24 protein-coding genes, 1 tRNA gene and 1 pseudogene are annotated in these 26,083 nt (G+C 64.6%); 14 read left to right on the forward strand and 12 right to left on the reverse strand.

Annotated elements, in window-relative coordinates; translation table 11 throughout:
* The first annotated feature begins 92 nt into the window (after nt 1-92).
* Nucleotides 93-647 (forward strand): ActR/PrrA/RegA family redox response regulator transcription factor, encoded by a 555-nt coding sequence (locus XH93_RS41485; RefSeq protein WP_139487473.1) that lies wholly within the window; start codon nt 93-95, stop codon nt 645-647.
* Between the two features lie 185 nt (nt 648-832).
* Here XH93_RS41485 and XH93_RS41490 read toward each other — a convergent pair whose 3' ends face one another.
* Nucleotides 833-1,318, reverse strand: a complete 486-nt coding sequence (locus XH93_RS41490) for an MmcB family DNA repair protein (RefSeq protein ID WP_194471870.1) — start codon at nt 1,316-1,318, stop codon at nt 833-835.
* Nucleotides 1,319-1,465: 147 nt separating this feature from the next.
* On the opposite strand from XH93_RS41490, the gene XH93_RS41495 reads away from it, so the two are divergent.
* Both XH93_RS41495 and XH93_RS41500 read left to right on the forward strand, forming a co-directional pair.
* Nucleotides 1,466-2,587 carry a VWA domain-containing protein gene (locus XH93_RS41495; protein WP_194471871.1) on the forward strand — a complete coding sequence of 374 codons (1,122 nt, stop codon included), beginning with the start codon at nt 1,466-1,468 and terminating at the stop codon, nt 2,585-2,587.
* 116 nt (nt 2,588-2,703) lie between these two features.
* The gene (locus XH93_RS41500) at nt 2,704-4,395 is read left to right on the forward strand and encodes an alpha-amylase family protein (protein ID WP_194471872.1); all 1,692 of its coding nucleotides are present in this window, start codon (nt 2,704-2,706) and stop codon (nt 4,393-4,395) included.
* 97 nt (nt 4,396-4,492) lie between these two features.
* Here the strand turns inward: XH93_RS41500 and XH93_RS41505 are convergent, their stop codons facing one another.
* Nucleotides 4,493-6,109, reverse strand: a complete 1,617-nt coding sequence (locus tag XH93_RS41505) for an alpha-amylase family glycosyl hydrolase (protein WP_194471873.1) — start codon at nt 6,107-6,109, stop codon at nt 4,493-4,495.
* Nucleotides 6,110-6,332: 223 nt separating this feature from the next.
* Nucleotides 6,333-7,142: an RMD1 family protein gene (locus tag XH93_RS41510; RefSeq protein WP_139487478.1), complete on the reverse strand. Its 810-nt coding sequence runs from the start codon at nt 7,140-7,142 to the stop codon at nt 6,333-6,335.
* Nucleotides 7,143-7,311: 169 nt separating this feature from the next.
* Between XH93_RS41510 and XH93_RS41515 the strand changes: the two genes are divergently transcribed.
* A complete protein-coding gene (locus XH93_RS41515) occupies nt 7,312-7,980 on the forward strand; it encodes an MBL fold metallo-hydrolase (RefSeq protein WP_139487479.1) in 669 nt (222 codons plus the stop codon).
* Between the two features lie 130 nt (nt 7,981-8,110).
* On the opposite strand, the gene XH93_RS41520 is transcribed toward XH93_RS41515, so the two are convergent.
* Both XH93_RS41520 and XH93_RS41525 read right to left on the reverse strand, forming a co-directional pair.
* Nucleotides 8,111-9,298: a PHB depolymerase family esterase gene (locus tag XH93_RS41520; protein WP_194471874.1), complete on the reverse strand. Its 1,188-nt coding sequence runs from the start codon at nt 9,296-9,298 to the stop codon at nt 8,111-8,113.
* A gap of 185 nt (nt 9,299-9,483) precedes the next feature.
* The gene (locus XH93_RS41525; protein WP_194471875.1) at nt 9,484-10,884 is read right to left on the reverse strand and encodes an MFS transporter; all 1,401 of its coding nucleotides are present in this window, start codon (nt 10,882-10,884) and stop codon (nt 9,484-9,486) included.
* A gap of 298 nt (nt 10,885-11,182) precedes the next feature.
* On the opposite strand from XH93_RS41525, the gene XH93_RS41530 reads away from it, so the two are divergent.
* Nucleotides 11,183-12,424, forward strand: coding sequence for an LLM class flavin-dependent oxidoreductase (locus tag XH93_RS41530; protein WP_139487482.1), 1,242 nt, complete (start codon nt 11,183-11,185; stop codon nt 12,422-12,424).
* Between the two features lie 345 nt (nt 12,425-12,769).
* Here the strand turns inward: XH93_RS41530 and XH93_RS41535 are convergent, their stop codons facing one another.
* Entirely contained in the window at nt 12,770-13,612 is an 843-nt protein-coding gene (locus tag XH93_RS41535; RefSeq protein WP_194471876.1) for an SDR family NAD(P)-dependent oxidoreductase, read from the reverse strand.
* A 192-nt stretch (nt 13,613-13,804) separates the two neighbouring features.
* On the opposite strand from XH93_RS41535, the gene XH93_RS41540 reads away from it, so the two are divergent.
* From XH93_RS41540 to XH93_RS41550, 3 genes are all read left to right on the forward strand, one after another.
* A complete protein-coding gene (locus XH93_RS41540) occupies nt 13,805-14,767 on the forward strand; it encodes a sensor histidine kinase (protein ID WP_194471877.1) in 963 nt (320 codons plus the stop codon).
* Nucleotides 14,768-15,083: 316 nt separating this feature from the next.
* Entirely contained in the window at nt 15,084-16,907 is a 1,824-nt protein-coding gene (locus XH93_RS41545; RefSeq protein WP_194471878.1) for a bifunctional diguanylate cyclase/phosphodiesterase, read from the forward strand.
* 459 nt (nt 16,908-17,366) lie between these two features.
* Nucleotides 17,367-17,771, forward strand: a complete 405-nt coding sequence (locus XH93_RS41550) for a YccF domain-containing protein (RefSeq protein WP_139487487.1) — start codon at nt 17,367-17,369, stop codon at nt 17,769-17,771.
* Nucleotides 17,772-17,921: 150 nt separating this feature from the next.
* On the opposite strand, the gene XH93_RS43230 is transcribed toward XH93_RS41550, so the two are convergent.
* The 3 genes from XH93_RS43230 to XH93_RS41560 form a co-directional block, all read right to left on the reverse strand.
* Nucleotides 17,922-18,182, reverse strand: coding sequence for a GCG_CRPN prefix-to-repeats domain-containing protein (locus XH93_RS43230; protein WP_371815144.1), 261 nt, complete (start codon nt 18,180-18,182; stop codon nt 17,922-17,924).
* Between the two features lie 103 nt (nt 18,183-18,285).
* On the reverse strand, nt 18,286-19,323 hold the full coding sequence (locus XH93_RS41555) for an alpha/beta fold hydrolase (protein ID WP_194471879.1): 1,038 nt from the start codon (nt 19,321-19,323) through the stop codon (nt 18,286-18,288).
* An 11-nt stretch (nt 19,324-19,334) separates the two neighbouring features.
* Nucleotides 19,335-20,414 carry an LLM class flavin-dependent oxidoreductase gene (locus tag XH93_RS41560; protein WP_194471880.1) on the reverse strand — a complete coding sequence of 360 codons (1,080 nt, stop codon included), beginning with the start codon at nt 20,412-20,414 and terminating at the stop codon, nt 19,335-19,337.
* A 130-nt stretch (nt 20,415-20,544) separates the two neighbouring features.
* Between XH93_RS41560 and XH93_RS41565 the strand changes: the two genes are divergently transcribed.
* Both XH93_RS41565 and XH93_RS41570 read left to right on the forward strand, forming a co-directional pair.
* Nucleotides 20,545-20,621 (forward strand) — tRNA-Arg (locus tag XH93_RS41565).
* 193 nt (nt 20,622-20,814) lie between these two features.
* On the forward strand, nt 20,815-21,723 hold the full coding sequence (locus XH93_RS41570) for a division plane positioning ATPase MipZ (RefSeq protein WP_194471881.1): 909 nt from the start codon (nt 20,815-20,817) through the stop codon (nt 21,721-21,723).
* 182 nt (nt 21,724-21,905) lie between these two features.
* Here the strand turns inward: XH93_RS41570 and XH93_RS41575 are convergent.
* Both XH93_RS41575 and XH93_RS41580 read right to left on the reverse strand, forming a co-directional pair.
* Nucleotides 21,906-22,109 (reverse strand): annotated as a pseudogene (locus XH93_RS41575) (CBS domain-containing protein); the annotation flags it as partial.
* Between the two features lie 99 nt (nt 22,110-22,208).
* Entirely contained in the window at nt 22,209-23,096 is an 888-nt protein-coding gene (locus tag XH93_RS41580) for a LysR family transcriptional regulator (RefSeq protein ID WP_194471882.1), read from the reverse strand.
* A 145-nt stretch (nt 23,097-23,241) separates the two neighbouring features.
* Between XH93_RS41580 and XH93_RS41585 the strand changes: the two genes are divergently transcribed.
* Both XH93_RS41585 and XH93_RS41590 read left to right on the forward strand, forming a co-directional pair.
* Entirely contained in the window at nt 23,242-24,345 is a 1,104-nt protein-coding gene (locus XH93_RS41585; RefSeq protein ID WP_194471883.1) for an NADH:flavin oxidoreductase, read from the forward strand.
* A 60-nt stretch (nt 24,346-24,405) separates the two neighbouring features.
* Nucleotides 24,406-24,585, forward strand: coding sequence for a hypothetical protein (locus tag XH93_RS41590; RefSeq protein WP_194471884.1), 180 nt, complete (start codon nt 24,406-24,408; stop codon nt 24,583-24,585).
* Between the two features lie 186 nt (nt 24,586-24,771).
* Here the strand turns inward: XH93_RS41590 and XH93_RS41595 are convergent, their stop codons facing one another.
* The gene (locus XH93_RS41595) at nt 24,772-24,960 is read right to left on the reverse strand and encodes a hypothetical protein (protein ID WP_194471885.1); all 189 of its coding nucleotides are present in this window, start codon (nt 24,958-24,960) and stop codon (nt 24,772-24,774) included.
* Between XH93_RS41595 and XH93_RS41600 the strand changes: the two genes are divergently transcribed.
* Nucleotides 24,959-25,255, forward strand: a complete 297-nt coding sequence (locus tag XH93_RS41600; protein WP_194471886.1) for a putative quinol monooxygenase — start codon at nt 24,959-24,961, stop codon at nt 25,253-25,255. The genes XH93_RS41595 and XH93_RS41600 overlap by 2 nt on opposite strands.
* A gap of 87 nt (nt 25,256-25,342) precedes the next feature.
* The gene (locus XH93_RS41605; RefSeq protein ID WP_194471887.1) at nt 25,343-26,068 is read left to right on the forward strand and encodes an alpha/beta fold hydrolase; all 726 of its coding nucleotides are present in this window, start codon (nt 25,343-25,345) and stop codon (nt 26,066-26,068) included.
* The last annotated feature ends 15 nt before the right edge of the window (nt 26,069-26,083 follow it).

Genomic DNA, 26,083 nt, shown 5'->3' on the forward strand with positions numbered 1-26,083 from the left:
ACGGATGCAGCATCCGCGACTTTCGGCTGCCTTGGCAGCGCCGCACTGGTGGACCATATAATTGGCTATCTGCCACTGGGAAAAAATGGACCGTGAACGCAATCGCCGAATTGAATGACCTTGCTGACCGCTCGCTCCTCATCGTCGAGGACGACAAGCCTTTCCTGGAGCGCCTGTCGCGCGCAATGGAGACGCGCGGCTTTGCGGTGAAGTCATGCGACACGGTGTCCGACGGCATCGCCGAGATCGGCCGTGCCGCGCCCGCGTTCGCGGTCGTCGACCTCAGGCTCGGCGATGGCAACGGCCTCGACGTCGTCTCGGCGCTGAAGCGCAAGCGTCCCGATGCGCGCGCGATCGTGCTGACTGGCTACGGCAACATCGCCACCGCCGTCACCGCGGTGAAGATGGGCGCCGTCGATTATCTCTCGAAGCCTGCGGACGCCGACGACGTCGTCGCCGCGCTGCTCGCGACCGGCACCGAGAAATCCGAACTGCCGACCAACCCGATGTCGGCGGACCGCGTGCGCTGGGAGCACATCCAGCGCATCTACGAGATGTGCAACCGCAACGTCTCGGAAACCGCGCGCCGCCTCAACATGCACCGCCGCACCCTGCAGCGCATCCTCGCCAAGCGCGCGCCAAGGTAAGTGGTAGTACATATCGCTTTTTGATGGCCGGGCTCGCCCCGGCCATTTTCGTTTCCCCGTCATCCTGAGGTGCGAGCCTCTTCGGCGAGCCTCGAAGGATGAATCGGCCACCAGCCGGGCCGTCGATCCTTCGAGGCTCGCAAGAGCTCGCGCCTCAGGATGACGGATCACACTTTACGCTTCCGCTAAAACTCCACATGCCCTTGGGGATCGACCAGGCGGTTGATCCGCTGTGCCGCGGCCATGGCGAAGCGCACCGTCATCGCCTTGCGGGTGGCGGCCGGCAGGCGGTGCTCCGGCGCCTCGCACTGCAGGTGCGCGCCGTAGGCGTCGGCGATGATCAGCCCGGTGTCTTCGGGGAAGATCTCGCACGGCAGGTCCTGCGTGAAGGCAAAGAACAGCCGGTCGCAATGCATCCGGTAGTCCTGCCATTTCTGATCAGTGCGCAGATCCTCCACCGACGACTTGATCTCGGCGATCCAGATCTCGCCGCGCTCGTTCAGCGCCACCAGATCGGCTCTTCGGCCGGACGGCAGCGGCAACTCGCTGATGCAGGAAAATCCCAGCGATCTCAAAAGCCTCGCAGTGCCGCGCGCGATCGCGAGCGCGGTCTCCGACTGGCGCCGGTCGGGCGCAGGCACGAGGGCGATCTGGCGGGCGGGCGATTCCATGCGCCAAGACTAACCGATTCCGTTCATCTGCGGCAGCGCCGGAATCGGCCGCAAATTGGCGAGGAAGCCGCCTTGATTCCGGCCTCAAGCCACCGCGAAGCCGATGGAACTTTGGTTCCGAGGGGACGGAACCACTGGAGGAGACCCATGAGGTCACGCATCACGCTTCGCTCGCTCGCCTTCGCTCTCGCAACCCTTCCGCTATCCGCCGGCCTGTCACAGGCGATCGCCAAGCCGGTCGTCGAGGTCGCCTTCGTGCTCGACACCACCGGCTCGATGGGCGGTTTGATCGAAGGCGCCAAACGCAAGATCTGGTCGATCGCGTCAGCGATCGTCGATTCCAATCCCGACGCCGACATCCGCATGGGCCTCGTCGCCTATCGCGACATCGGCGACGAATACGTCACCAAGAAAATCGAGCTGACCCGCGACATCCAGGACCTCTACGCCAACCTGCTCGAGTTGAAGGCGCGCGGCGGCGGCGACTGGCCGGAGAGCGTCAACGAGGCGCTCGATGTCGCGGTCAACAAGATGCAATGGACCCACGCGCGCGACAGCACGCGCATCGTGTTCCTGGTCGGCGATGCGCCGCCGCACATGGACTACGCGCAGGACACCAAATATCCGATCACGCTGGCAACCGCCAAGCAGCAGGACATCATCGTCAACGCCGTGCTCGCCGGCAATGCGCAGGACACCGAGCGGGTGTGGCGCGACATTGCCCAGAACGGCAATGGCGAGTTCATCCCGATCCCGCAGGACGGCGGCCAGATCGTCACCATCGAGACGCCGTTCGATGAGGAGATCATCATCCTGCAGCGCGAGATCAACGGCACGGTGATCCCCTACGGCCCGCGCGCGCTGCAGAAGCGAACCGAGTCCAAGACGCAGCAATTGTCCAGCGTCGCCGCCGCGTCGCCGGCACGCGCCTCGGAAATGGCGAGCTTCATCAACAAGCGCGCGAAAACGACCTCGGAGGCCGTCACCGGCGATGGCGACCTGGTGGCCGACGTCGCCGCCGGCCGTAACGACGTGGCGAAGGTCAAGGAAGAAGAGCTGCCCGACAACCTCCGCGCCATGCAGCCCGAGCAGCGCTCCGCCGAGATCACCAGGCAGATCGCGCAGCGCAAGGCGCTGAACGAGAAGCTCGCCGCCCTGGTCGCCAAGCGCGACAAATATGTCGCCGAGCACCGCGCCAAGGCGCCGCCAAAAGCCTCGTCGTTCGATCGCGTGGTCGAGGACACGCTGAAGGCGCAGATCAAGCGGTAGCCACTCCTCGGGAAGCGTCGACCGCGCTTTGCGGTCGGCGCTCCTCAGGAACCCGCCGCCACCTTACCGCTTATCCTTCGGCCGCCGGCACGGCGCGGATCGAAGAGGGCTGCCTGGTGATCGACGACCTCTGGTACAAGAACGGAGTGATCTATTGCCTCTCCGTCGGCACCTATATGGATGCCAATGGCGACGGCATCGGCGATTTCAGGGGTCTGCTGCGGCGCCTCGACTATCTGAACGGACTTGGCATCACCACGATCTGGCTGATGCCGTTCCAGCCTTCGCCCGGCCGGGACAATGGCTACGATATCTCCGACTATTACGGCGTCGATCCGCGCTACGGCACGCTGGGTGATTTCGTCGAGTTCGCCCATGGCTGCAAGCAGCGCGGCATGCGCGTGATCATCGACCTCGTCGTCAACCACACCTCGGATCAGCACGGCTGGTTTCAATCGGCGCGCAGCGCGAAGGATTCTCCACATCGCGACTGGTATGTCTGGTCCGACAAGCGGCCCGCCAATGCCGACAAGGGGATGGTGTTTCCCGGCGTGCAGAAGTCAACCTGGACGCGCGACAAGCGGGCGGGCGCTTGGTACTTCCATCGCTTCTACGATTTCCAGCCTGACCTGAACACGTCGAACCCGCACGTGCAGGCCGAGATCCTCAAGATCATGGGGTTCTGGATCCAGCTCGGCGTCTCCGGCTTTCGCATGGACGCGGTGCCGTTCGTGATCTCCACCAAGGGCGCCAAGGTACGCAAGCCTGTCGAGCAATACGACATGCTGCGATCGTTTCGCGAGTTCCTGCAATGGCGGCAGGGTGACGCGATCATCCTCGCCGAAGCCAACGTGCTGCCCGAGACCGACATGAATTATTTCGGCCGCGACGGCGAGCGCATGCAGATGATGTTCAACTTCCAGGTCAACCAGAATCTGTTCTACGCGCTGGCATCCGGCGACTCGCGGCCGCTGACGAAATCGCTGGCGGCCACCAAGCCGCGGCCGGCGACGGCGCAATGGGGCCTGTTCCTGCGCAACCATGATGAGCTCGACCTCGGCCGCCTCACCAAGGCACAGCGCGAGACCGTGTTCAAGGCGTTCGGTCCGGACAAAAGCATGCAGCTCTACGACCGCGGCATTCGCCGGCGTCTGGCGCCCATGCTTGGTGGCGACCGCCGTCGCCTCGAGCTCGCCTACAGCCTGATGTGCACGCTTCCCGGCACGCCCGTGATCCGATACGGCGACGAGCTCGGCATGGGCGACGATCTCGCCCTCCCCGAACGCACCTGCGCGCGCACCCCGATGCAGTGGTCGACCGAGCCGCATGCCGGCTTCACCGAAAGCGATCGGCCCTGCGTGCCGGTAATCGACAAGGGCGCGTATGGCTACGAGCACGTCAACGCCGCCAAGCAGCGGCGCGACCCGAATTCGCTCCTGAACTGGACCGAGCGGATCATCCGCATGCGCAAGGAAGTCCCCGAGGTTGGTTGGGGCGATTTCAAGGTGATCACCGTCCGCGATCCGGCGATGCTGATCATCCGATACGACTGGCGAAACAACTCGGTGCTGTTCATCCATAATCTCGCCGAACCGCCGCGCGAGGTCGCGTTCAGCGTCGGCCTCCCCGGCGAGGCCGGCAAGCTTCTGGTCAACCTCTTGACCGAGGACCACAGCCGCGCCGACGATCGCGGCCACCACAAGCTGCTGATCGAAGGCTACGGCTATCGCTGGTACCGCGTCGGCGGGCTCGACTATCTGCTCAAGCGCAGCGACATCGACGACACAACGCCCCGCACGCCGCGTTAGAGCATGATCCGGAAAAGTGTGAAGCGGTTTTCCGAAAAGATCATGCTCAAACAAAGAGCTAAAGCGCGATGACGATTCAACCCAATCTCATCGCGCTTTAGCCGTCGTCCTGATGCTGAGGCGGCCCGAGGATCACGCCCTCATTGGCGCGCAGATCGAGCATGCCTTCGACCTTCTCGCCTTGCCGGTCCATGAAGGTCGACAGCAGGATCACGTTGCTGAAGCCGATCGCGCTGGAGGTGATGGTCGCAGGCGCGGTGCCGAAATTCAGCGCGATCACTGCGACGCCGTCGACGCTGCGCCGCCGGTACAGCAGCACGTCGCCATGCGCGCCCACCGGCTCGTAGCTGCCGCGAACCAGCTGCGGCAGCTGGCGGCGCAGTGCAATCAGCGCCTTGTAGAAATTCAGGATCGACGCCCGGTCCGCCTCCAGGCTCGCGACATTGTCGCTGGCAAAATCATGCGCCAGCGGCAGCCACGGCTGCGCGGTCGAGAAGCCGGCGTAGCGCTCGGCGCTCCACTGCATCGGGGTGCGGCAGCCGTCGCGGCCGACGCCGAGGCCGGGAACATTCTTCTCGAAGGGGTCGCGCACCTGGTCCGGCGCGATCGGTTGCTGGCGCATGCCGAGCTCGTCGCCGTAGTAGAGCGTCGGCGTGCCGCGCAGCGTCAGCAGCAGCATCGCCGCGACGCCCACCTGCGCCGGGCCGACCCGGCTCGCCACCCGCGGCCGGTCGTGATTGCCGAGCACCCAGTTCGGCCAGGCGCCCGGCGGCAGCGCCTTCTCGTAGTCGGCGATGATCTTCTCCACCGAGCGCGCGCTCCACAACGTCGACAGCAGCGCGAAATTGAACGGCATCTGCGCGCCGCGCAGATCATTGCCGTAATAGGCGACCAGCCGGTGCAGCGGCAGATAGACCTCGCCGATCAGCACGCGGTCGTCGAATTCGTCGGTGACGCGGCGCATTTCGGTGATGACCTCGTGGACCTCCGCCTGGTCGGTCGAATATTGCGTGAGGATCTTTTCGTGCGGCGGCCGGCCCTCGAGGTAATGCGGGTTCGGCGGGTTGTCGCGAAAATCGGCGTCCTTGATCAGGTGCCAGATCACGTCGACGCGAAAGCCGTCGACGCCCTTGCGCAGCCAGACGCGCATCACCTCGTAGATCGCTTCCCGCACCGCGGGATTGCGCCAGTTGAGATCGGGCTGCTGGGCGAGAAAGGCGTGATAGTAGTACTGGCCGGACGCCTCGTCGTAAGTCCAGGCGCTGCCGCCGAACTCCGACAGCCAGTTGTTGGGCGGCCCGCCGTCCGGCCCAGGATCGCGCCAGATGTACCAGTCGCGCCTTGGATTGTCGCGCGCGCTCTTTGCCTCGATGAACCAGGGATGCTGATCCGACGTGTGGTTCGGCACCAGATCGAGGATCAGCTTGAGGCCGGCATCGTGCGCGGCCGCGACCAGCTCGTCGAAATCCTCCATCGTCCCGAACAGCGGGTCGATGCCGGTGTAGTCGGAGATGTCGTAGCCGAAATCGGCCATCGGCGACGGGAAGATCGGCGACAGCCAGATCGCGTCGACGCCGAGCCGCGTCAGGTACGGCAGCCGCTCGATGATGCCCCTGAGATCGCCGACGCCGTCGCCGTCGGTGTCCTGAAACGAGCGCGGATAGACCTGATAGAAGATGCCGTGCCGCCACCAGTCGCTGTCGCCCTGATCCATTCCGTCCCCCCATCTCATGCCCGGGCGAGGTAACGCTCTATCTCGCCGGTTGGTTCAGGGATGACCTGCAATTCGGGACAGAAAATGACGCAGTAGCCCGGATGAAGCGAAGCGCAATCCGGGATTCCTGCCATCGGGTCCAGTTGCCCCGGATTTCGCGGAGCCTGTCATCGGGCGCGCGTTCGCGCGACCGTCGGCTGCATCCGGGCTACGGCTCCGCGGCTCAGTGCCTTGTCGCGAGCTGGTAGATCGTGATCAGCACCTCGAACAGGATCAGAAAAACGATGATCAGCTCGAGCCGCAGCGAGCGGCTGGTGTCGATGATGTCGGTCAAGACCTGCGCGGTCTCGGCGACGACGGCGAGCTTGCGGTTCAGCGACTCGGCGCGCTCCTTCAGCTCGTACTCGTCCTCGAGCCGGGCGTAGAGCCGCTCGAGATGCGGCTTGTCCCACAGAATGTCGGGCTTCTCCGATACCTCGACGGGGCCGGAGACGCGATGCCGAACCGACAGCGCGTTGCCGATGTGCTTCAGGATCGCGGCGCGGCCGCCGCGAAAGCGGCCGCCCTTGGCGAGCTCGCGCGCGAACGGCTCGGTGGAGTCGAACACCGCCGCGACCTCGCGCTCATGCCGCGCCAGCACCACGCTTTTCGCCAGCGCCTCGCCGACCAGGATCAGCCGCTCCGGCGACAGGCTCTGCAGATAGATCGGACCGCCCGGCGGTATCTGGTCGTCCTTTTCCGAGGCGAGCTCGATGATCGCGATCTCCTCCTCGCGCCGCGTGAAGGTGCCGGTCATGCGCGACTGCAGGCTGCGCAGGAATTCATCCTCCTCCAGCGCGTTCAGCCCGATCAGCACCACGACGCCATAACGGAACAGGACCGCCACGCCATTGTCATTGACGCGGAACGCCAGCGGCGTCGTCGCCAGCACGTCGCCGCGTTCCAGGCCCGACGTGTTGATGCGGTCCGCGACGAAGAAGGCGCGGGCAGTGGTCCGGGGTCCGCCGAGCGGCGATTTGGAGGCCTGGGTCATGGAATTCCGGACTGCGAGGGCTTAAGTCGTGGCCGAGAGCAATCGCATGCCGGATGCTCTCGAATTGACGCGCCGCGACCTTATCACGGCCCGTTTGGGGATCACACGCCGGGTCCAGCGCATTTCCGGCCCGTGTTGACGGCACTTCCGCAAAGCCTATGGTGACCGCATGGATGACAAAACCGAGACCAAACCGAAGGCTGGCGCGATCATCGTGCCGGTGACGCTGTTCGAGCAGAACTGCACCATCATCTGGCACGAGCCGACCAAGAAGGCGGTCGTGATCGACCCCGGCGGCGACGTGCCGAAGATCCAAGCCGCGATCAAGCAGACCGGCGTGACGGTGGAGAAGATCTGGCTAACCCACGGCCATATCGACCATGTCGGCGGCGCCGCCGAGTTGCGCGACGCGCTGCAGGTCAAGATCGAGGGTCCGCATATCGCCGACAAATATCTGCTCGAGAACGTCGTCTCCAGCGGCGAACGTTTCGGCATGACCGGGGTACGCAATTTCGGTCCCGACCGCTGGCTCGACGAGGGTGACCAAGTCTCGATCGGCGACCTCACCTTCGACATCCTGCACTGCCCCGGCCATTCGCCGGGCAGCGTGGTGTTCTTCAGCAAGGAGCTGAAGTTCGCCCATGTCGGCGACGTGCTGTTCGCCGGCTCGGTCGGACGCACCGACCTGCCGGGCGGCAGCCACCAGACGCTGATCCAGTCGATCACGCAGAAGCTGCTGCCGCTTGGCGACGACGTCGGCTTCATCTGCGGTCATGGCGCGGGCTCCAGCATCGGCCAGGAGCGGCTGACGAACCCATTCCTGACCGGCGAGATGTAAGCGCGCCGCGCGCTGAAGCGCGATGAATGATCATCGCGCTTCCGTTTGTTTGAGCATGATCTCCGCGCAAACGCTTCGCGTTTGTCGCGAGGGAAAACCGCTGCACACTTTTCCGGATCATGCTCGCTCGCTACTTCATCAGCCCCGCAGCGGTCAGCGCCCGCGTGATGACGCGGCTGACATTGACGCGGTTGCTCCGCGGCGTCCGCGGCCGGCTGCTGCGCCGGCCGGCAACGGGTTCGGGCTCCGCCGCCGGCACCGGTATCGTCATCGAGATGGTGTCGGCGCGCTCGCGCGGGACTCCGGTCGGAGCAATGTGCGGCTGGCGCACCTGATCGGTCAGGCCGAAGAAGCTCGCGATGTGGTAGGACGAGGAGATTCCGGCCTCGATGAGGAACGCGCCCTCGACGCCATAGCGCTGGTCATTGCCGGCAAGCCCGAGCGGCGTGCCGTGCGCCATGTCGGTGATGGTGTAGGACTCGACCAGCGTCTGACCATCGGCATTCCACCAGACCTCGCGCGGATAACCATCGACCATCGCCTTCGACATCGCCGTCGGCGGCAGGCCGTGCAGATCGAGCCACTGCCGGACGATCGCGTCGGCATTGGCGGGAACGACGGTGCGGTCGGCGCTGCCGTGCCACACCGAGATCTTCGGCCAGTCGCCATTGTGGTTCGACGCCTTGCGCACGCGATCGCCGAGCTCGGGCGCCGACAGCGCGCTGCCCTGCATCATCGTCTGCAGCGCCTCGCGCAGATCATTGGCAACGCCGAACGGCAGACCGGCGATGATGGCGCCGCTCGCAAACACATCCGGATAGGTCGCGAGCATGACGGAGGCCATCGCGCCGCCGGCGGACAGCCCGGTCACATGGATGCGCCGCGGATCGATCTTGTGCGTCACGGCCATGTGCCCGATCATCTGCCTGATCGAGCTGGCCTCGCCGCTGCCGCGCGCGATGTCGTCCGGATTGAACCAGTTGAAGCAGGTGTTGCCGTTGTTGGCCGACTGCTGCTCCGGCATCAGCAGCGCGAAGCCGTAATGCTCGGCAAGCGTCGACCAGCCGGCGCCGAGATCATAGGACGCCGCGGTCTGACCGCAGCCATGCAGCACGACGACGAGCGCGGGCGACCGCGCCAGCTGCGCCGGCACGAACGAAAACATCTTCAGCGCGCCCGGGTTCGAGCCGAACTCGCTGGTCTCGACCAGCGGCGTCGGAACGGCGTCGGTTGCGCCCTGCGCATACGCTCCCAATCCGCTGAAGCCATTCAGCTTGGGAAGACGGCGCAGAAAATCGATGTTGTTGACCAGTGACAACAGCAACTCCTGAGGTGATTGCGCTTCTGGGAATTCACCTCAACAGATAGTTGCTGCAGTGCAAAATAAAAAGACCGTATGCGGTCATTCCCCTGAAATGTGAGAATCGGCGTTAATTCGTGAGCATGTTCTTGCTTGCGCAACGATTCTTTCAAAAAGCCTGTCACCAGCTTCTCGGATCATGCTCACGCACGGCGCATCCATGACAGAAATGCGGCTGAAATCGTGATCGACAGCACAAACAATGCGCATGCCGCCGATAGCGCCACGCGCGCGGACATGAACGTTTCGACAGCAAAGAATACCGCGCCGATCGCGGCAACGCCGGCGGCGTTGCCTATCTGCGTTGTGGTGCCGTACATGCCGGAGCCGGCGCCGGCGCTTGCAGGCTTGACGCTCGAGAGCACTGCGCTCGACAGCGGCGCCATCACCAGTCCCTGGCCGTAGCCGAAGATCATCAGCACCAGCGCGAGCAACAACGCCGACGGCGCCGCCACCGTCTCGACCGTCGCAACGAGCACGGCGAGACCGACGATTTGCAGCGCGCAGCCCTCGATCAATACCAGCGTGCCGCGATGCTTGGCCCGCACGCCGCTATGGCGCGACGCCACCACGAAGGTCAGCGCCAACGGCACGAACACCAGGCCGGCCTGCAGCGGCGGAATCCTCAGGCCCTTCTGCATGAAGATGGTCATGATCAGATAGAACGACAGGTTGGCAAAGAAGAAGAAAAACACCGCGACCAGCCCGCGCATGAACGCCGGATCCGACAGCAGCGCCAGATCGATCAGCGGCATGCCGCCGCGGCGCGCCACAACGTGCTCCAGCCGCACGAAGGCTGCGATCACGGCAACGCCTGCCGCCATCGCCAGCCACACCGGCGCCGCCCAGCCGAGATCATGGCCGAACAACAGCGGGCCGATCAAACACAGCAGCCCCGCGAACAGCACGACCGCACCGGGGATATCCAGCCGTGAGCCGGGCCGGCGCGGCGCCGTCGGCATGATTTTCAGCGCAGCCGCGATGATGACGACGCCGCAGGGAACGTTGACGAAGAACACCGCGCGCCAGCCGAGGCCTGCAAGGTCGAGCGTCACCAGCACGCCGCCGAGCAGGAAGCCGGCGGCGCCCGCGAGGCCCAGTACGATGCCGTAGATGCCGAAGGCGCGTGCCCGCGCGCCGTCGGCGAACAACAAATGCAGCGTCGCCAGGACCTGCGGCACCATCAGCGCCGCGGTCGCGCCCTGCGCCAGCCGGGCGAGGATCAGTTCCAGGCCGGACTGCGCCAGGCCGCACCACAGCGAGGTCAGCGAAAAGCCAGCGACGCCGGCGATGAACACGGTCTTGGTGCCATGGATGTCGCCGAGCCGGCCGCCGGTCACCACCAACGTGGCATAGGCGATCAGATAGATCGCGATCACCGCCTCGATCTGCGCGGCGCTTGCATGAAGCTCCACGGCGATGGTCGGGATCGCGACATTGACGATGAAGGCATCGACGCCGAACATGAATTGCGCGGCGACGACGATCGCGAGCACCCACCAGCGGCGGGAGGTCTCCGCTCGCGTCGAAACCATCTGGTGCATGCGCTGCGATCCTGCCTGGACTTCCATGACCGTCATCATCAGCAGATTCCAGTCATCGCCTCGATTACCTCGGACGTAAGCGCGCGCTCACGGCTGCGTCATCCAGCACCACTGCACCGCGGCCGGCAGGCGCCGCGACTTGCGTTGACCCGCTGGGAAACATTCCGGACGGCGGCAATCGCCGCCGATTTGCGCAACAACCATGCGGGCGCCGCAGGCCCGAAGCATTGCCTTGCCCCGGCCCACCCCGTAGGTTGGCGCAAAGCCCCCAATAACGATGATCCGGAGAGAACGACCTATGGCGCGCCTCAAGTTCGGAGCCTTCCTCGCCCCGCATCACCCGATCGGCGAGCATCCGATGCTGCAATTCCGCCGCGACCTCGATTTCGTCGAGCAGCTCGACGCGCTCGGTTACGACGAGTTCTGGTGCGGCGAGCATCACTCCTCGGGCTGGGAGACCATCGCCTCGCCGGAAATGTTTTTGGCCGCCGCCGGTGAGCGCACCAAGCGGATCAAGCTCGGCACCGGCGTGATCTCGCTGCCCTATCACCATCCGTTCAATGTCGCGCAGCGCATGGTGCAGCTCGACCACATGACCGGCGGCCGCGCCATCTTCGGTTCCGGCCCGGGCGCGCTCGCCTCCGACGCGCATACGCTCGGCATTGATCCGATGACCCAGCGCGACCGCCAGGACGAGGCGATCGCGGTGATCCGCCGTTTGTTCAACGGCGAGCGCGTCACCGCGAAGAGCGACTGGTTCCAGATGCATGACGCCGCGCTGCAGATCCTGCCGCTGCAGGAGGAGATGCCGTTCGTGGTGGCGTCACAGATCTCGCCGTCGGGCATGACGCTGGCCGGCAAATACGGCATCGGCATCATCTCGCTGGGCTCGATGTCGACCCAGGGCCTGATGGCGCTGCCGCAGCAGTGGCAGTTCGCCGAGGACGCCGCCAAGAAGGCCGGCACCACGGTGAGCCGTTCGAACTGGCGCGTGCTGCTATCCTGGCACATCGCCGAGACCCGCGAGCAGGCGCGGCGCGAGGCCGGCGCCGGGCTGATGCGCTGGCACAATGAATATAATGTCGGCACGCTGATGCGGCCGGGCCTCACCGCGTTTGCTTCGCCGGATGAGGCGGTCGACAAGACCGCGTTCGTCGACGGCGCAGCCTCGACCATCGGCACGCCGGATGATCTCGTGAAGATGATCAAGAATCTGGTGCAGGTGTCCGGCGGCGTCGGCACCATCGTCGGCTTCGCGCATGACTGGGCCAATCCGGAAAACACCCGCCGCAGCTGGGACCTGGTGGCGCGCTACGTGATCCCGGAGATCAACGGCTTCATCGACGGCCTGCGCACCTCGCGCCAGTTCCTGATCGACAACCGCGCGGTATTCGAGCGCGCCGGCCAGGCCGTGATGGCCAAGATCATGGAAAACGACAAGGCCGCCGCCGCGCTCCAACAAACCGGCCCTGGCCGCGTCGCCATCCCCGCCGTCAACGCCCCAGACCTGCAGAAGGCCGCCGCGAAGCAGAAGGCGTGAGGCGCTAATCCGCACTTCATCAAACTATCGTCCCGGCGCAGGCCGGGACGATTCAAGAATTGTCCTCGCCACCTCGCTGTTAGAACCGTCATCCTGAGGTGCGAGCTCTTGCGAGCCTCGAAGGATCGACGGCCACCAGCGGGGCCGTGCATCCTTCGAGGCTCGCCGAAGAGGCTCGCACCTCAGGATGACGGGTTGGATTGATGCGCAACTCTTTCCGTCGTCATTGTGAGGAGCGAAGCGACGAAGCAATCCCTGCTTCCGCGTATGCTGCACATGGGTTGCTTCGCGGAGCCTGTCATCGGGCGCGCGTTCGCGCGACCCGTTGGCTCGCAATGACGGATACTACCCCGCGCCCTGATCGAACGCCTTGCGCAGCGCGACGTAGCCGGCCTGCTGTTGGCTCCAGTTGCGGCCGCCGGTGATGGCGCCGTCGACGACGAGGTCGTGGCCGTTGATGAAGCTCGATTCGTCGCTGGCCAGAAACACGGCGGCATGGGCGATGTCGTCGGGCAGGCCGGCGCGCGGGATCGGCTGTGCCGCCTTGTAGACCTCGCGCATCACTGCCGAGGTCTTCTCGGCGGCCTCGGTCGATAGCCCCAGCGCCTTGCCGAAGATCCCGGTTGCGATCGCGCCGGGCGAGATCGAGTTGACGCGGATGCCGGACTCGCCGAGCTCCATCGCGACGCATTTGGTGAAATGAATCACCGCGGCCTTGGCTGCGCCATAGACCATCGAGGACGAGAAGCCGGCGAGCCGGCCGGCGATGCTGCCATTGTTGATGATGCTGCCGGAACCCTGGCTGCGCATGACGGGCGCGGCGTGCTTCATGCCGAGCATGACGCTGCGCACCAGCGTCGCCATGGCCGCGTCGAAGCGCTCGACGTCGAGGCTTTCGATGCCGCCGGTCTGCGCCGGCCCGCCGGCATTGTTGAACAGGCAGTCGAGGCGGCCGAATTTTTCCACCGCCAGCGCGATCAGCGCCTGCATCTGGTCCTCGACCGTGACGTCGGTCTGCCGGAACACGCAGCTGGCCCCGAGCTGTTGCGCCAGCGCCTCGCCCTCCGCCGCGCGGCGTCCCGCGATCACGATCCGCGCGCCTTCCGCGACGAAGACTTCCGCCGTACGCAGTCCGATGCCGCTGGTCGCCCCGGTGATCACCGCGACCTTGCCGTCCAGCCGTCCCATGCCGGTCCCCCTGTTTTGCGTTTGATGTTGCGGGATTTTCGCGACAGGCCGCGGACAACGCAAGCGCGAGCGCGATATGGCGTTTGCCTAGCCCTTTGCCGGGTCCACCTGTGGCCAGAAGGACACAACTGCGGTTTTTTGGTCGCAGCGGCCTTATTTTGGGTCGGCTGATCACGTGAACTGGAACGACCGATGACGAAGTGGATCGACGAATTCCGGCAGTGTTGGCAGGGCAATTCGCAGCCGTCGCTGCTGCTTGCGAGCGGCTTTGCCGTGTTCTGCCTCATTTTGGCGACGGGTGCGCGCTTCGGGCTCGCCCAGATCAGGCCGGACGTGTTCTTCACCCCGTATTTCCCGGCGGTGTTCTTTGCCACCGCCTTCGGCGGTTTCCGGATCGGCGTCGCCACCGCGCTGGCGAGCGGCCTGCTCGGCGTCGTCCTCAATTTCTCGGAAGCGACCGTCGATCCGGCGCGCTTTGCGCTGTTGATGATCTTCTGGGTGGTGTCCGGCATCGCGATCTGGGGCGTCGAGCATTATCGCTCGCTGGTGGCGCAACAGCGCGAGGTCTCCAAGCGCCTGATCGAGGAGGAGCAATACCGCCGACTGGTGGTCGACGAGTTGCAGCACCGGTTGAAGAACAAGTCCTCGACCATTCATGCGGTGCTGCATCAGGCACTGCAGGACCGGCCCGAGGTCTGGCAGCGCATCGACCACCGCATCCGCGCGCTGTCGGCGACCGACGATCTGATCGCGCGGGTCGACGGCTACGGCTGCGATATCAAGGACCTGCTGCGCTCGGAGCTCGGGCCTTACGGCCATGTCCGGTTCAATCTCAACGGCGAGCAGCTGTTCCTGCCGGCCAAGCTCGCGGTCTCGCTGGCGCTGATCTTCCATGAGCTCGCGACCAATGCCGGCAAATACGGCGCGTTCTCCTCGCCGCGCGGATTTTTACAAGTGTCATGGACGGTGGACGATGGCCGTCTCAACGTGATCTGGGACGAAACCGAGGGGCCGGCGGTGGACGAGATCGGCGAAGCCGGCTTCGGCACCAAGCTCTTGAAATCGGCGTTGCGGCCGTTCGACGGCAAGACCGAGATCAGTTACCTGAAAACCGGCGTTCATTGCACGATGCAATGCAAGGTGCCGAGCGGCTGACAACGCCGTCGCCGCATCAGCGCGTTTTGGCTCTTTGTTTGAGCATGATCTCCGCTTCACACTTTTCCGGATCATGCTTTGTTTGAGCATGATCTATCCGGAAACCGCTTCACAGTTTTCCGGATCATGCCCCCAAAGCGCGCAATCGCAACCGCGCGCTGCGGAACCGCTTTCGCAAGCGGCGGCGCCGCGCATTGACACTCTGTTAATGACGATTGCCGCGGCGGCTGGGGAAAGCCGCCGGCGGTTCATTCTGTCACGGCTTTTCGCAGGTCCGCTTAACCAAAACTACAACGGACTTTGCCAAGGTCCGCGCATGCATGAGTTCATTAGACACGATTTTCAGTCCGGCACGTCAACGACCGGCCATGACAATAATTCCCGCCAAGACTCCAGCCAAGAATTCAGCCAGGATTCCGGCCGGGAAACCGGGCAAGAATTGCGCATCCTGCGTGATCTTCTGCAGCTGCTGCCCGCCGGGGTCACGGTGCAGGACGAGCGCGGCGAATTCATTCTGGTCAACGAAGCGGCCGCGGCGCAATTGCAGCTCGCCGCCGGTGCCAGCCGGCCGACGGCGCCGGCCGACGAACGCCACGCCGCCAATCTCGAAACGCTGCGCAGCGGCCGCCCCGTGGTGCTCGAGGAGACGCTGACCTGCGGTGCCGTCAGGCACGTGTTCCTCACCTCGCACCGCCCGGTGCAGATCGCCGGACGCAGCCTCCTGATCTCGGCCTCGACCGACATCAGCGAGCAGAAGGCGTTCGAGGACCAGCTGTTCCGCTCCGCCTATTACGACGAGCTGACCGGCCTGCCGACGCGCCGGGTGATCGAGCATCGCGTCAACGGCCTGATCCGCAACGAGCAGCAGGGCCATTTCGCGCTCGCCTTCCTCGACGTCGACAATTTCAAGCATATCAACGACTATTACGGCCACGTGATCGGCGACGCGCTGCTGGTGGAATTGTCCAAGCGGCTCGGCCACGCCTTGCGCGGCACCGATATCCTGTCGCGGATCTCCGGCGACGAGTTCCTGCTGCTGTTGAACCCGATCAGCAGCGATCGCGAGGTCGCCGAGTTCATCCATGTCATGCAGGAGCGGCTGAAGGCGCCGTTCTTCATCGATCAATCCGAGATCTTCGCCTCGACCTCGATCGGCGTCAGCCTCTATCCGCTGCACGGCCGGAGCTACGAGGCGCTGCGGCAGAACGCCGACATCGCGATGTACCGGGTCAAGAACAACGGCAAGGGCTCGGCCGCGTTCTTCGACGCCAGCATGGAGCGCGAGGCGCTGGCGCGGATGAAGATCGAGCAGTCGCTGCGGCTGGCGATCCTGGAAAAGCGGTTCTGCTGCGCGTTCCAGCCCAAGGTCGACATCCGCACCCAAGAGGTCAAGGGCATCGAGGCGCTGGTGCGGCTGCGCGACGACGAGGGCGTGATCCAGGCGCCCGGCACCTTCATCGACCTCGCCGTCGAGCTCGGGCTGATCGATGAGCTGACGCTGCTGGTGCTGGCCGAGATCGTCAAGTCGATCGACCTGATCAACGACACGTTCGGCCCCAACGCCACCATCAGCATCAACGTCGCCGCCAAGCAGGCCGCCAATTCCGAATTCATGCGCACCTTCGCCCGCGCGCTCGAGCACACCGGCTACGCCCGGCGCTTCATGATCGAGGTGACCGAGGACGCGTTCATCACCAAGTCGCATTTCCAGGACGAGATTCTGCCGATCCTGCGCGACATCGGCGTCGGCATCTCGATCGACGATTTCGGCATCGGCTATTCGTCGCTGTCGGCGCTCGCCGACATCACCGCCGACGAGATCAAGATCGACCGCTCCTTCATCACCGACATCCACAAGCGGCCGCGCAGCCAGGGCATCTTGCGCGCGATCGAGTCGCTGAGCGAGGCGCTCGGCATGACCGTGATCGCCGAGGGCATCGAATCCTACGAGGAACTGACCTATTTGCAGGCGGCGACCAAGATCCGCTTTGCGCAGGGCTATTACTTCGCCAAGCCGATCTTCCTTGAGGATCTGAAGCCCGCGACGCCGGTCGCCAGCGAGACCCGCGCCAGCCTCGCCGCCCGTCCGGCCCAGGAAAACCGCCAGAGCTATTCCCGCGCCAGTGGCTTTCGGCGCTAGGGCACTTCGAGCAGCGGAGGTCTTCACCTCTCCCCGCGCTCTGCGGGGAGAGGTCGGATCGCATGACATGCGATCCGGGTGAGGGGCAAGGCATGCTGCTCACCAAACGGCGGATTGTTCGCCGGATGGAGGCCCCTCACCCCAACCCTCTCCCCGTAAGAACGGGGAGAGGGAGAAGAGAGGGCTGCCTGGCGCTTGTTCCCCGCTCTTTCGGCAGGGACTCTCAAAATGCCGAAAAACAACCCCATGCAAAGTAGCCGCTGGCTGCCCACGTTCGACATGGCCGCTTGACACGTCGGGCAACTCAGCGGTAATCTTTTATTATTCCGAAAAGCTGCGCCCCTCGCCCGCGAAGCTGGAGAGCTGCGCGTTGCGCCGGCTTGGCCATCGCGCACCTACCGCCGCTCCGGCCGTCCGCCTATATAAAGCGTGGTTCCCGCGGCAGCGAAGGTGTCGGCCATGCAGCCTGTCTCTATCCTCCTCAACGTCCTCTGGATTCTGTTCGGCGGCGCATTGATGGCGGCCGGCTGGCTGATCGCCGCCGTGATCATGGCGATCACTATCATCGGCCTGCCCTGGGCGCGCGCCGCCTTCAACATCGCCGTCTATTCGCTGTTGCCGTTCGGCTCGCGCGCGGTGCGCCGCGACGAGTTGACCGGCCAGAGCGACCTCGGCACCGGCGCGCTCGGCCTGATCGGCAATTTGATCTGGTTCATTTTGGCCGGCTGGTGGCTCGCGATCGGCCACGTCGTGCTCGCGATCGGGTACGCGGTGACGATCATCGGCATCCCGTTCGCCTGGGCGCATCTGAAGCTCGCCGGCATCGCGCTGTGGCCGATCGGCAAGGCGATCGTGCCGGCGTAAAAACTAAAGCGCGATGAGATGAGGTTGAATCATCATCGCGCTTTAGCTCTTTATTTGAGCATGATCTCCGCGCAAACGCTTCGCGTTTGTCGCGAGGGAAAACCGCTTCGCACTTTGCGCTAACGCGGCCGTACCGGTCCGGATCATGCTCTAGAGCCAGTCCTTCGTCGTCTGGGCGCAGGCCTGCCAATCGCGCCGCCAGACGAATCCGCCACCGCCGCAGGGCGGACGCGGGCGCGTGGTAGCGGGGCATTGGTTCCTCACGCGCAGGCCGGGCGTTCCCCAGCCATCAATCACACACGCGCCCGCAACAGTGGCGTGGCAACCGACGCCGCATCCGTCTGCGGCGTGGGCCGGGTTAAAGCCAAGCAATGCAACTGCGGTCAGACACGCGAGCAAAGATGTCTTCACGATGACCTCCATCGGGGCTGTGTCGCGTCCACGTGTTCCCCATCATGCGCGGTCTCGATGGCGCCCGCCAGCAGAAACGGATCACATCCTTGCGCGCGCGGGCTCAGTCCGCCGCCGCGCAGCCGGGGATGTCGAACACCGCAGTCAGGCCGCAGGGCGAGTTGAGCATCTTGCTGCCCTCGTGGCCGACGCCGGGCACATCCCACACGCTGTGGTTCGGCGTGCCGCTGTCGCGGGCCTGCATCGCTGCGACATAGGCGTGGCCGCGGGCGTAGCGATACGGCCCTTCGGCTTCCGCCATGCAGGATTTGTCGAGCGCGGGATGATTGGGATCGGTGTCGAGCGTGCCGAGCAGATAGATCACGCGGCGCGCGACATAGGCCTGCTCCAGTTCGGCGGCTGACGGCGCCGCGAGATAGGGCGGACGGTCGTCCATGCCGAACTTCCAGCGGTTGTAGCCATGGCAATTGGCCGCGATCTCCGGCATCGGCCGCTGCCCGGTGAAATAGGTGTAGGACGACGGATTGGCGACCACGAAGCGCACGCCGATGCCCTCGCCGATCAGCGCCCGATCGCCCTTGGTCGCGATCGCATAGCGCTGCACCACCTGGCCGCCGCCGGAATGGCCGAACACCACGACCTGTTTCAGATTCGGAAACAGCTTTTTGTCGCCGAGCCTGGCCAAGATGGCGTCGAGCGCATCGAACGAGCTGGCGGTTTCAGGCGCGAGCGCCGGCTCGCCGCCCTGCCAGCCATAGAGGCTCCAGCGCAGCGTGTCGGCCGGCAGCTTGAACGCATCGACGTCAGGCTCGATCAGGAACTGCGGCGCGATCATCAGTGTCGTCTTGCCGGCGTCGCCGGCCGCGGCCTGCGCGCTCAGCGCCGCGCGAAAATAATCGTCGGCATTGCGCAGCACGCCGTGCAGGACGAGCACGGCGCGGGTGATCTCGGGCAGCGGATTGGACCAGTCGGTGGAGAGATAAACCGGGAATGTCGCCGCGCCGACCGCAATGCGCGCCGGTGCGATTTCCTTGACCGGCTTGCGATTACGCTCGGCCTGGGCGTCGGCTGCCGACGCGACCGGCGCATGGGCGGCCATCGCGACCAGCAGCAGCGCCGCAAGCAAGGTGCGATAGTGCATGGTTCAACCCCCTAGGCCACCACCCGGCCGCGATTGTTCGCGGCGAGGATCGGGCGGATCAGCCGGCCGAACCGCTCGGCCTCCTCGTCATGCAGATAGCCGGACAGGCAGAACGAGTGGCAGCCGGAGTCGATGAACTGCTGCAGCGTATCGGCGCATTGTTCGGGATTGCCGACCACCGCGATGCCGGCGCCGGGCCGCACTCTGGTGATCCCGGTCCACAGATGCGGCATCAGCAAGTCGCCATAGTCGCGCGCCAGCTGCTGGACGCGCTGATTGGCTTCCGAGCGGGTATAGAGCGTCTTCATCTCCTGCTTCTGCCGCTCGGTGGCGTGGCGCACCAATTGCTCCGCCGCCTCCCAGGCGTCCGCCTCGTTCTCGCGGCAGATCACCTGCAGCCGCATGCCGAAGCCGATCGCGTCCGCGCGGTCGTGGGCGCGTGCCAGCTGCCTGATCTCGGCGATGTTTTGCGCGATGCGCTCCGGCAGATCGCCCCAAAACAAGTGCACGTCGGAATGTTTCGCCGACAATTCCCAGGCCTGCCGCGAGCCGCCGCCGAGATAGAATTTCGGATAGGGCTGCTGCAGCGGCCGCGGCCGGATATGCGCGCCGGAGATGGTGTGAAATTTTCCCTGGAAATGCACCGGGCCGCGCGTGGTCCACAGCGCCTTGAGGATCGAGACCTCCTCCTCCATCAGCGCGTAGCGCTCTTCCTTGGCATAGCGCACGCCTTCGGCCTCGACCTCGCTCTCGTTCTGGCCGGCGATCAGATTGATGCAGATGCGGCCATCCGACATCTGGTCGAAAGTCGAGATCATCTTGGCCAGCAGCACCGGGTTGATGTAGCCGGGCCGCGCCGCGATCAGCGGCTTGATCCGCCCCGAGCGCGCCGCCATGAACGCGCCGGTGATCCAGGCCTCCCAGCACACCGAGCCGACCGGGATCAGCAGGTAATCGAAGGCGGCCGCCTCGGCCGCCTTGACCACGCGTTCGCAGAGTTCCGGCGAGCCCGCGACCTGCGCCTCCATCAGCCCATAGGCCGTGGTGTCGCCATGCGTGGGCAGATACCAGCCGAATTCCAGCGGACGCATCGGCAAACTCCCTCGAAACGCGGCCTTTTCCGTCAGACCGTCCATATTGGCGCAGCCAGTCTAGCGCCTGCAACCGGCCGGACAACGCCGTTGCCGTTCATGAGCCAATCAGCTAAATGATGCCCTGCACGCACCCGTAGCTCAGCTGGATAGAGCGTTGCCCTCCGAAGGCAAAGGTCACACGTTCGAATCGTGTCGGGTGCGCCACTTCGGAATACGCAATCGCCGCCAAGCGCCGCCTCGTTTATCCCTCGTTGGCAATGGAACTGCTCAAGCCAACCTCGCAACGGACGGGGAGGCGTGGCTTGCCCGCGCACATCGGCGACAAATGTCGGCCAGGAACCGGGCGCGGTGCATTGCATTGGTTTTCTGATAGAAACTCTTGTTTGCAAGGCTTGCGATGCTGCACGCGACAGATATCGCAGGGGCAGGATCGCCGTACGTCGTCGTCATCGGTAATGAGAAAGGCGGCTCCGGGAAGACCACGCTTGCCATGCATTTGGCCATCGCACTCCTGAAGGGGGGCCATCGGGTCGGGACCATTGATCTCGACAGCAATCAGAGAGGCCTGACGCGATACATTGAAAATCGGCGCATTTGGGCGAACCATCGGCGGATCGAACTCGAACTACCGCTGCATGGCTGCGTTCCGCGCGCCGACGGCGCGAAGCTGGAGGACAACGAAGCCGAGGAATTGGCTGCCTTCGAGGATATCGTTTGCGACGTCAGGAAGTTCGTCGACTTCCTGGTGATCGACACGCCTTCGACCGACACCTATCTGATGCGCCTTGCGCATCTGGTGGCCGACACGGTGCTGACACCGGTCGCCGACAGTTTTCTTGACCTCGGCACGCTGGCCTCGATCGATCCCATCACGCATGAGGTGACGGGAACCGGTCACTACGCGGAAATGGTGTGCGAGGCCCGCAGGCATCGGCGGGTGTTTGACCAAGGCGGTACCGATTGGGTCGTCATCCGCAATCGCTCGGCGCGGGGCGGACTGGTACGTGGCAGCGTTGCCGAGCTGGGCATCAGGCTGGGCCTCAGGGACATCGAAGGCTGTGCTGAGCGAATCGTGTATCGCCAGTTTTTCCCGGCGGGTCTGACCGCCCTCGATGCGCTGGACGAAGCAGCACTCGGCGCCGCTACCGGTCGGTCGCACCAATTGGCTCAACGGGAGATTGGCAAGCTCGTCGGGCTCTTGAACCTGCCGATCAGCGAGCGCGCGCGCCGCAGGGCCGCCGCGCGCAAAGAGTGGTTTGCTTCGGCAGGCGCGCCACTCGGCATCGATGAATTGCTGACCGAATAGCGGCTCATCTGACGGGAAATGAAGATGCTGTCCTCGCCCCGCACGCAACGGCAGCCTCTAAGGCCGCTATCGAAGGGTTAACCGAACCAGCCGCGAAACGGGAGGGCAGCTGCCATGAGGCGTAGCGCAAGATCGCAGTCCGTCGCCGGTTATCCGGCAGGATCGCTTGGGCGGTCACCACATCATAGCGCCACGGCGAAGCAATAGTGCCCATCAAACTGGCCGACATCACCGAGGCTGATCATGCCGACCAGCCGCTTGCTCTTGTTGATCACAGGCAGCCGGCGGATCTGGAGCGTTTCCATGTGACGCACCGCTTTCGCCAGGTCGTCGTCTTCCCGGCAGCAGTGGATGCCTTCGGTCATCACATCCCGCGCCGTGACCCGCAAAAGCGGCAGTCATAATGTAATCGGCCCGGAACAGTGGCGATCTTCTCGGCTCGACATAGAGCCACGGCTGCAGCCTTCTTGTCCAGCACGCGCCGCTCAGGCCACGGCGCCGGCGAGCAGCCGCTTTCGCAGAGCGTCGATGAACGCTCTTACCCGGATCGGCATGTGCGCGCGGGTCAGGAACACCGCCCAGATCCCGAGTTCGACCGGCTCGGCGTCCGCCAGGGCGATGCGCTTCAACTCGCCGCGCTCGAGCTGCCGGTAAACATCCCAATAGGTCATCATGGCGACGCCCACGCCCGCCATGCAGGCGGCCCGAACCGCATCGACGGTGCTGGCCGACAGCGGACCCGCGATCCGGATCAGCTCCGGTTCGCCTCCGCGCACAAACGGCCAGGTCTCCATCGCGTGAAGCTTGATGCAAGGGTGGCTCACCAGGTCGCTCAGCGTCGCCGGCTCTCCGAAGCGAGCGATGTAGGCCGGCGAGGCGCAGACGACATAAGGATTATCGGCGAGCCGCGTTGCGATCAGGTCGGAAGGCTTCATCGGCGCCACGCGGACGGCAACGTCAAGCCCCAGCGCAGCGATGTCGGCGCGATCATCGCTGAGGACAAGATCGACCCGAAGCGCCGGATTGTCCGCGATCAGATCGGCCACGACCGGCACGATGACGGCGTGACCGATGACGTTCGGCGCCGTGACCTTGAGCAGGCCCGAGAGACCCGAGCCGGCGGAGGACACCGACTCGAATGCCGAATCGCGCGCCGCGATCAGCGCGCCGGCGTGAGGCAGGAAGGCCTCTCCCTCGGGCGTTAGCGAGAGCGAGCGCGTCGTACGATGAAACAGGCGCGCGCCCAGCTCGGCTTCGAGCGCCGCGAGCCTCCGGCTGACCAGCATCGGCGTGGTCCCCATCTGCCGCGCCGCGGCCGACAGGCTGCCGGCGGCAACAATGCTGCGAAACAGGGCGACATCCGCGAAATTCATTTTATAACGATAAACGATAAAGTGCTTATCTCCTAGGCGGACTTCTGCCAGCGCGCGGCGAGCCCTAAGTCGAGCTCCAGCAAGGGAGCGGAGGCTGCTCCCGCCGGGAAAGGCGCCTCATCTCGCGCCTCGGGAGACCAAGATCATGAACAGCGACACAAAAGGGCTTTTCGCGCCGCTCGATATAAACGGCCGCATCGTGAAGAACCGCCTCGCGGTTGCGCCGATGACGCGCATCACGGCAACCGCGGATGGCCGCGCCACCGAAACCATGACGCGGTACTATGAACGGTTCGCGCGCGGCGGGTTCGGCACGGTCATCACCGAAGGCATCTACACCGACCAGGCGTTCTCGCAGGGCTACATCCATCAACCCGGCATGACCGACGAAGCGCAGGCCAAGGCCTGGAAGCCGGTCGTCAACGGCATCAAAGCGCACGGCGCGATCGCGATAGCCCAGATGATGCATGCCGGAGCGATCAGTCAGGGCAATCGCTTTCGCGACAGCACGGTCGGACCATCTGCAATTCGGCCTAAGGGCAATCAGATGACGTTCTATCACGGCAAGGACCGCTACGTGGTGCCGGCAGCCATCACAGAAGAGCAAATCGCCGACGCCATCGCCGGGTTCGCCGGCTCGGCTGCGCGCGCAATACACGTTGCCGGATTCGACGCCATCGAGATTCACGGCGCCAATGGCTACCTGCTCGACCAGTTCCTGACCGACTACGCCAACGACAGAACCGATCGCTGGGGCGGCACCACGGAGAACCGCGTGCGGTTGATCGTGGAGGCCTTCAAGGCGGTGCGCGCCAAGGTCGGGAACGCGGTGCCGGTCGGCGTCCGCATCTCGCAAGGCAAGGTGAACGACTATCACCATAAATGGGCGGGCGCCGAGCGCGATGCCGAAATCATCTTCGGCAGCCTCGGCGATGCCGGCGCCGACTTCATCCACGTGACCGAGTTCGAGGCATGGAAGCCCGCTTTCGCCGAGCACGGCCCGTCATTGATGCGTCTTGCCAAGCGCTACGCCCCCAAGGCGGCGATCTTCGCCAATGGCAGCCTGCACAACATCGAGCGGACGGTGGCGGCGCTCGGCGACGGCGCCGATGTCGTCACGATCGGTCGCGGCGCCCTGGCGAATCCCGACCTGCCCAGGCGCCTGTTGGACCGCCACGCCCTGGATGAGTTTGACCCTGCGATCCTCGGCCCCATCGCCGACATTAAGGACACCGAACTGACGATGTGAACGCGTCTCGCGACATCGATAGCGAGAGCCACCGCTTTGCACGCATCGGAAGGAACGATCATGACGGACGCGATTTCCGATGCCTCGGTGGCGTTGTCGCTGATGCGGCAAGCATTGAGCCTGCTTGATGGGCCCGAGCACGCGGAGGCTGCAGCCCAGCTTCGAGCGGCCATCGAGGAGCTGTCGTCGCCCCATCCGACAATCCCACCTCGCGAGAGCAAGGATCCGATCATATCCTAGGCCGAGGTTGGCCATGCCATCGCGACGACCTCCTCATTCATCGTTCGGCAGCGCTGATCCCGCCGCACGCTCGCGCAGGGGCGGCGGGGAACCCAATCGTGAGGCAATCTATCCAGTGATTTTGTAAAAAGACAAAAGATATAGGGAAGGTGATTGTTCATACCGTTCCATACACGGACCTATTTCTCATTGCCAACTTTCGATTCTTTGCGGTGTTTTTCGCAAATTTCCCGCGATTTCCTGATCGCGGCGCGACACCACCCCGCTTGAGGTTGAAAGTGTTTTTACAAAAGTACAAATATACATACCGGATATACGACACGCGTTGGAAGACAGCGCCCGGTCGTTGGACGCAACCGAAAGGATCATCGGCATGGCCAAGTTCGCCTTCTTCGTTGAGTTGAAAGCCAGGCGGGGCAAGGAAGCGGAGGTCGAAGCTTTCCTGAAGCACGGCGCCGTGATGGCAAGGGCTGAGGCCGGCATCGTGGGCTGGTATGCAGTCAAGGAAGAAGAGCCGGGGCTGTACGGCATCATCGACACTTTCGCCGACGAAATCGGACGTGACGCACATCTGAACGGCGAGCTTGCAAAGGCGCTGTTCGGACGGGCGGACGAACTTTTTTCCGAAGCGCCCAAAGTGCACCGGCTTCACGTCATCGCCCAGAAATAGGGCGCCCGAGATCAGAGCTCAGGCGGCCCGACTTGACGAGCACTTCAGCGACGCCGCCCCCCATAATTCTCCTGAAAAGGACTCACGATGAACCAGGAATCGCCCAAGCCCACGATCGTCCTTGTGCACGGGGCCTTCGAAGACGCGTCGATTTGGAATGGCGTGATTGAGCGGCTGCAGCGCGACGGCTACCCGGTCGTCGCCTTCGGCAACCCGCTGCTCGGCCCGGCAGTCGACACCGCGTATCTGCGCAGCCTGTTGGACAAGATCCAGGGGCCCGTGATCCTGGCGGCCCACTCCTACGGCGGCGCCGTTATCACGCAGGCCGGTGACGACCCCAAGGTGAAGGGCCTCGTCTACGCGGCCTCCATCATGCCCGCGGTCGGGGAGGCTGCAACCCATCTGCTCGAACGATTCCCCGGCAGCACATTCCCCACATCCGTCGAGCCGACCACCTACACCCTGCCCGACGGGAGCAGCGGCACCTATCTCCTCTACCAGCCCGCCAAGTTCCACAGCAACGTCGCCGCCGATTTGCCCGCCAGCGTGGCCGCGCTGATGCTCGCTGGCCAGCGCCACATGAACTTGGCGGCCCTGACCGAGCCGATGACATCCGCGGCATGGACGAGCAAGCCGAGTTGGCAAGTCAGGCCTTTGCAGGATCGGGCCATTCCGGTCGACGAATACAAGTTCGAGGCCGATCGCGCCCACTCCACGGTCATCGAGGTCAACGCTTCGCATGCCGTCACCGTCTCTAACCCGGACGTCGTGGCCAACGCGATCGAACAGGCCGCCCGCGCAGCAGCGATGTAGCGGCGTCCGCTGCGT

The sequence above is a fragment of the Bradyrhizobium sp. CCBAU 51753 genome (assembly GCF_015291565.1).
Lineage (GTDB): Bacteria > Pseudomonadota > Alphaproteobacteria > Rhizobiales > Xanthobacteraceae > Bradyrhizobium > Bradyrhizobium ivorense.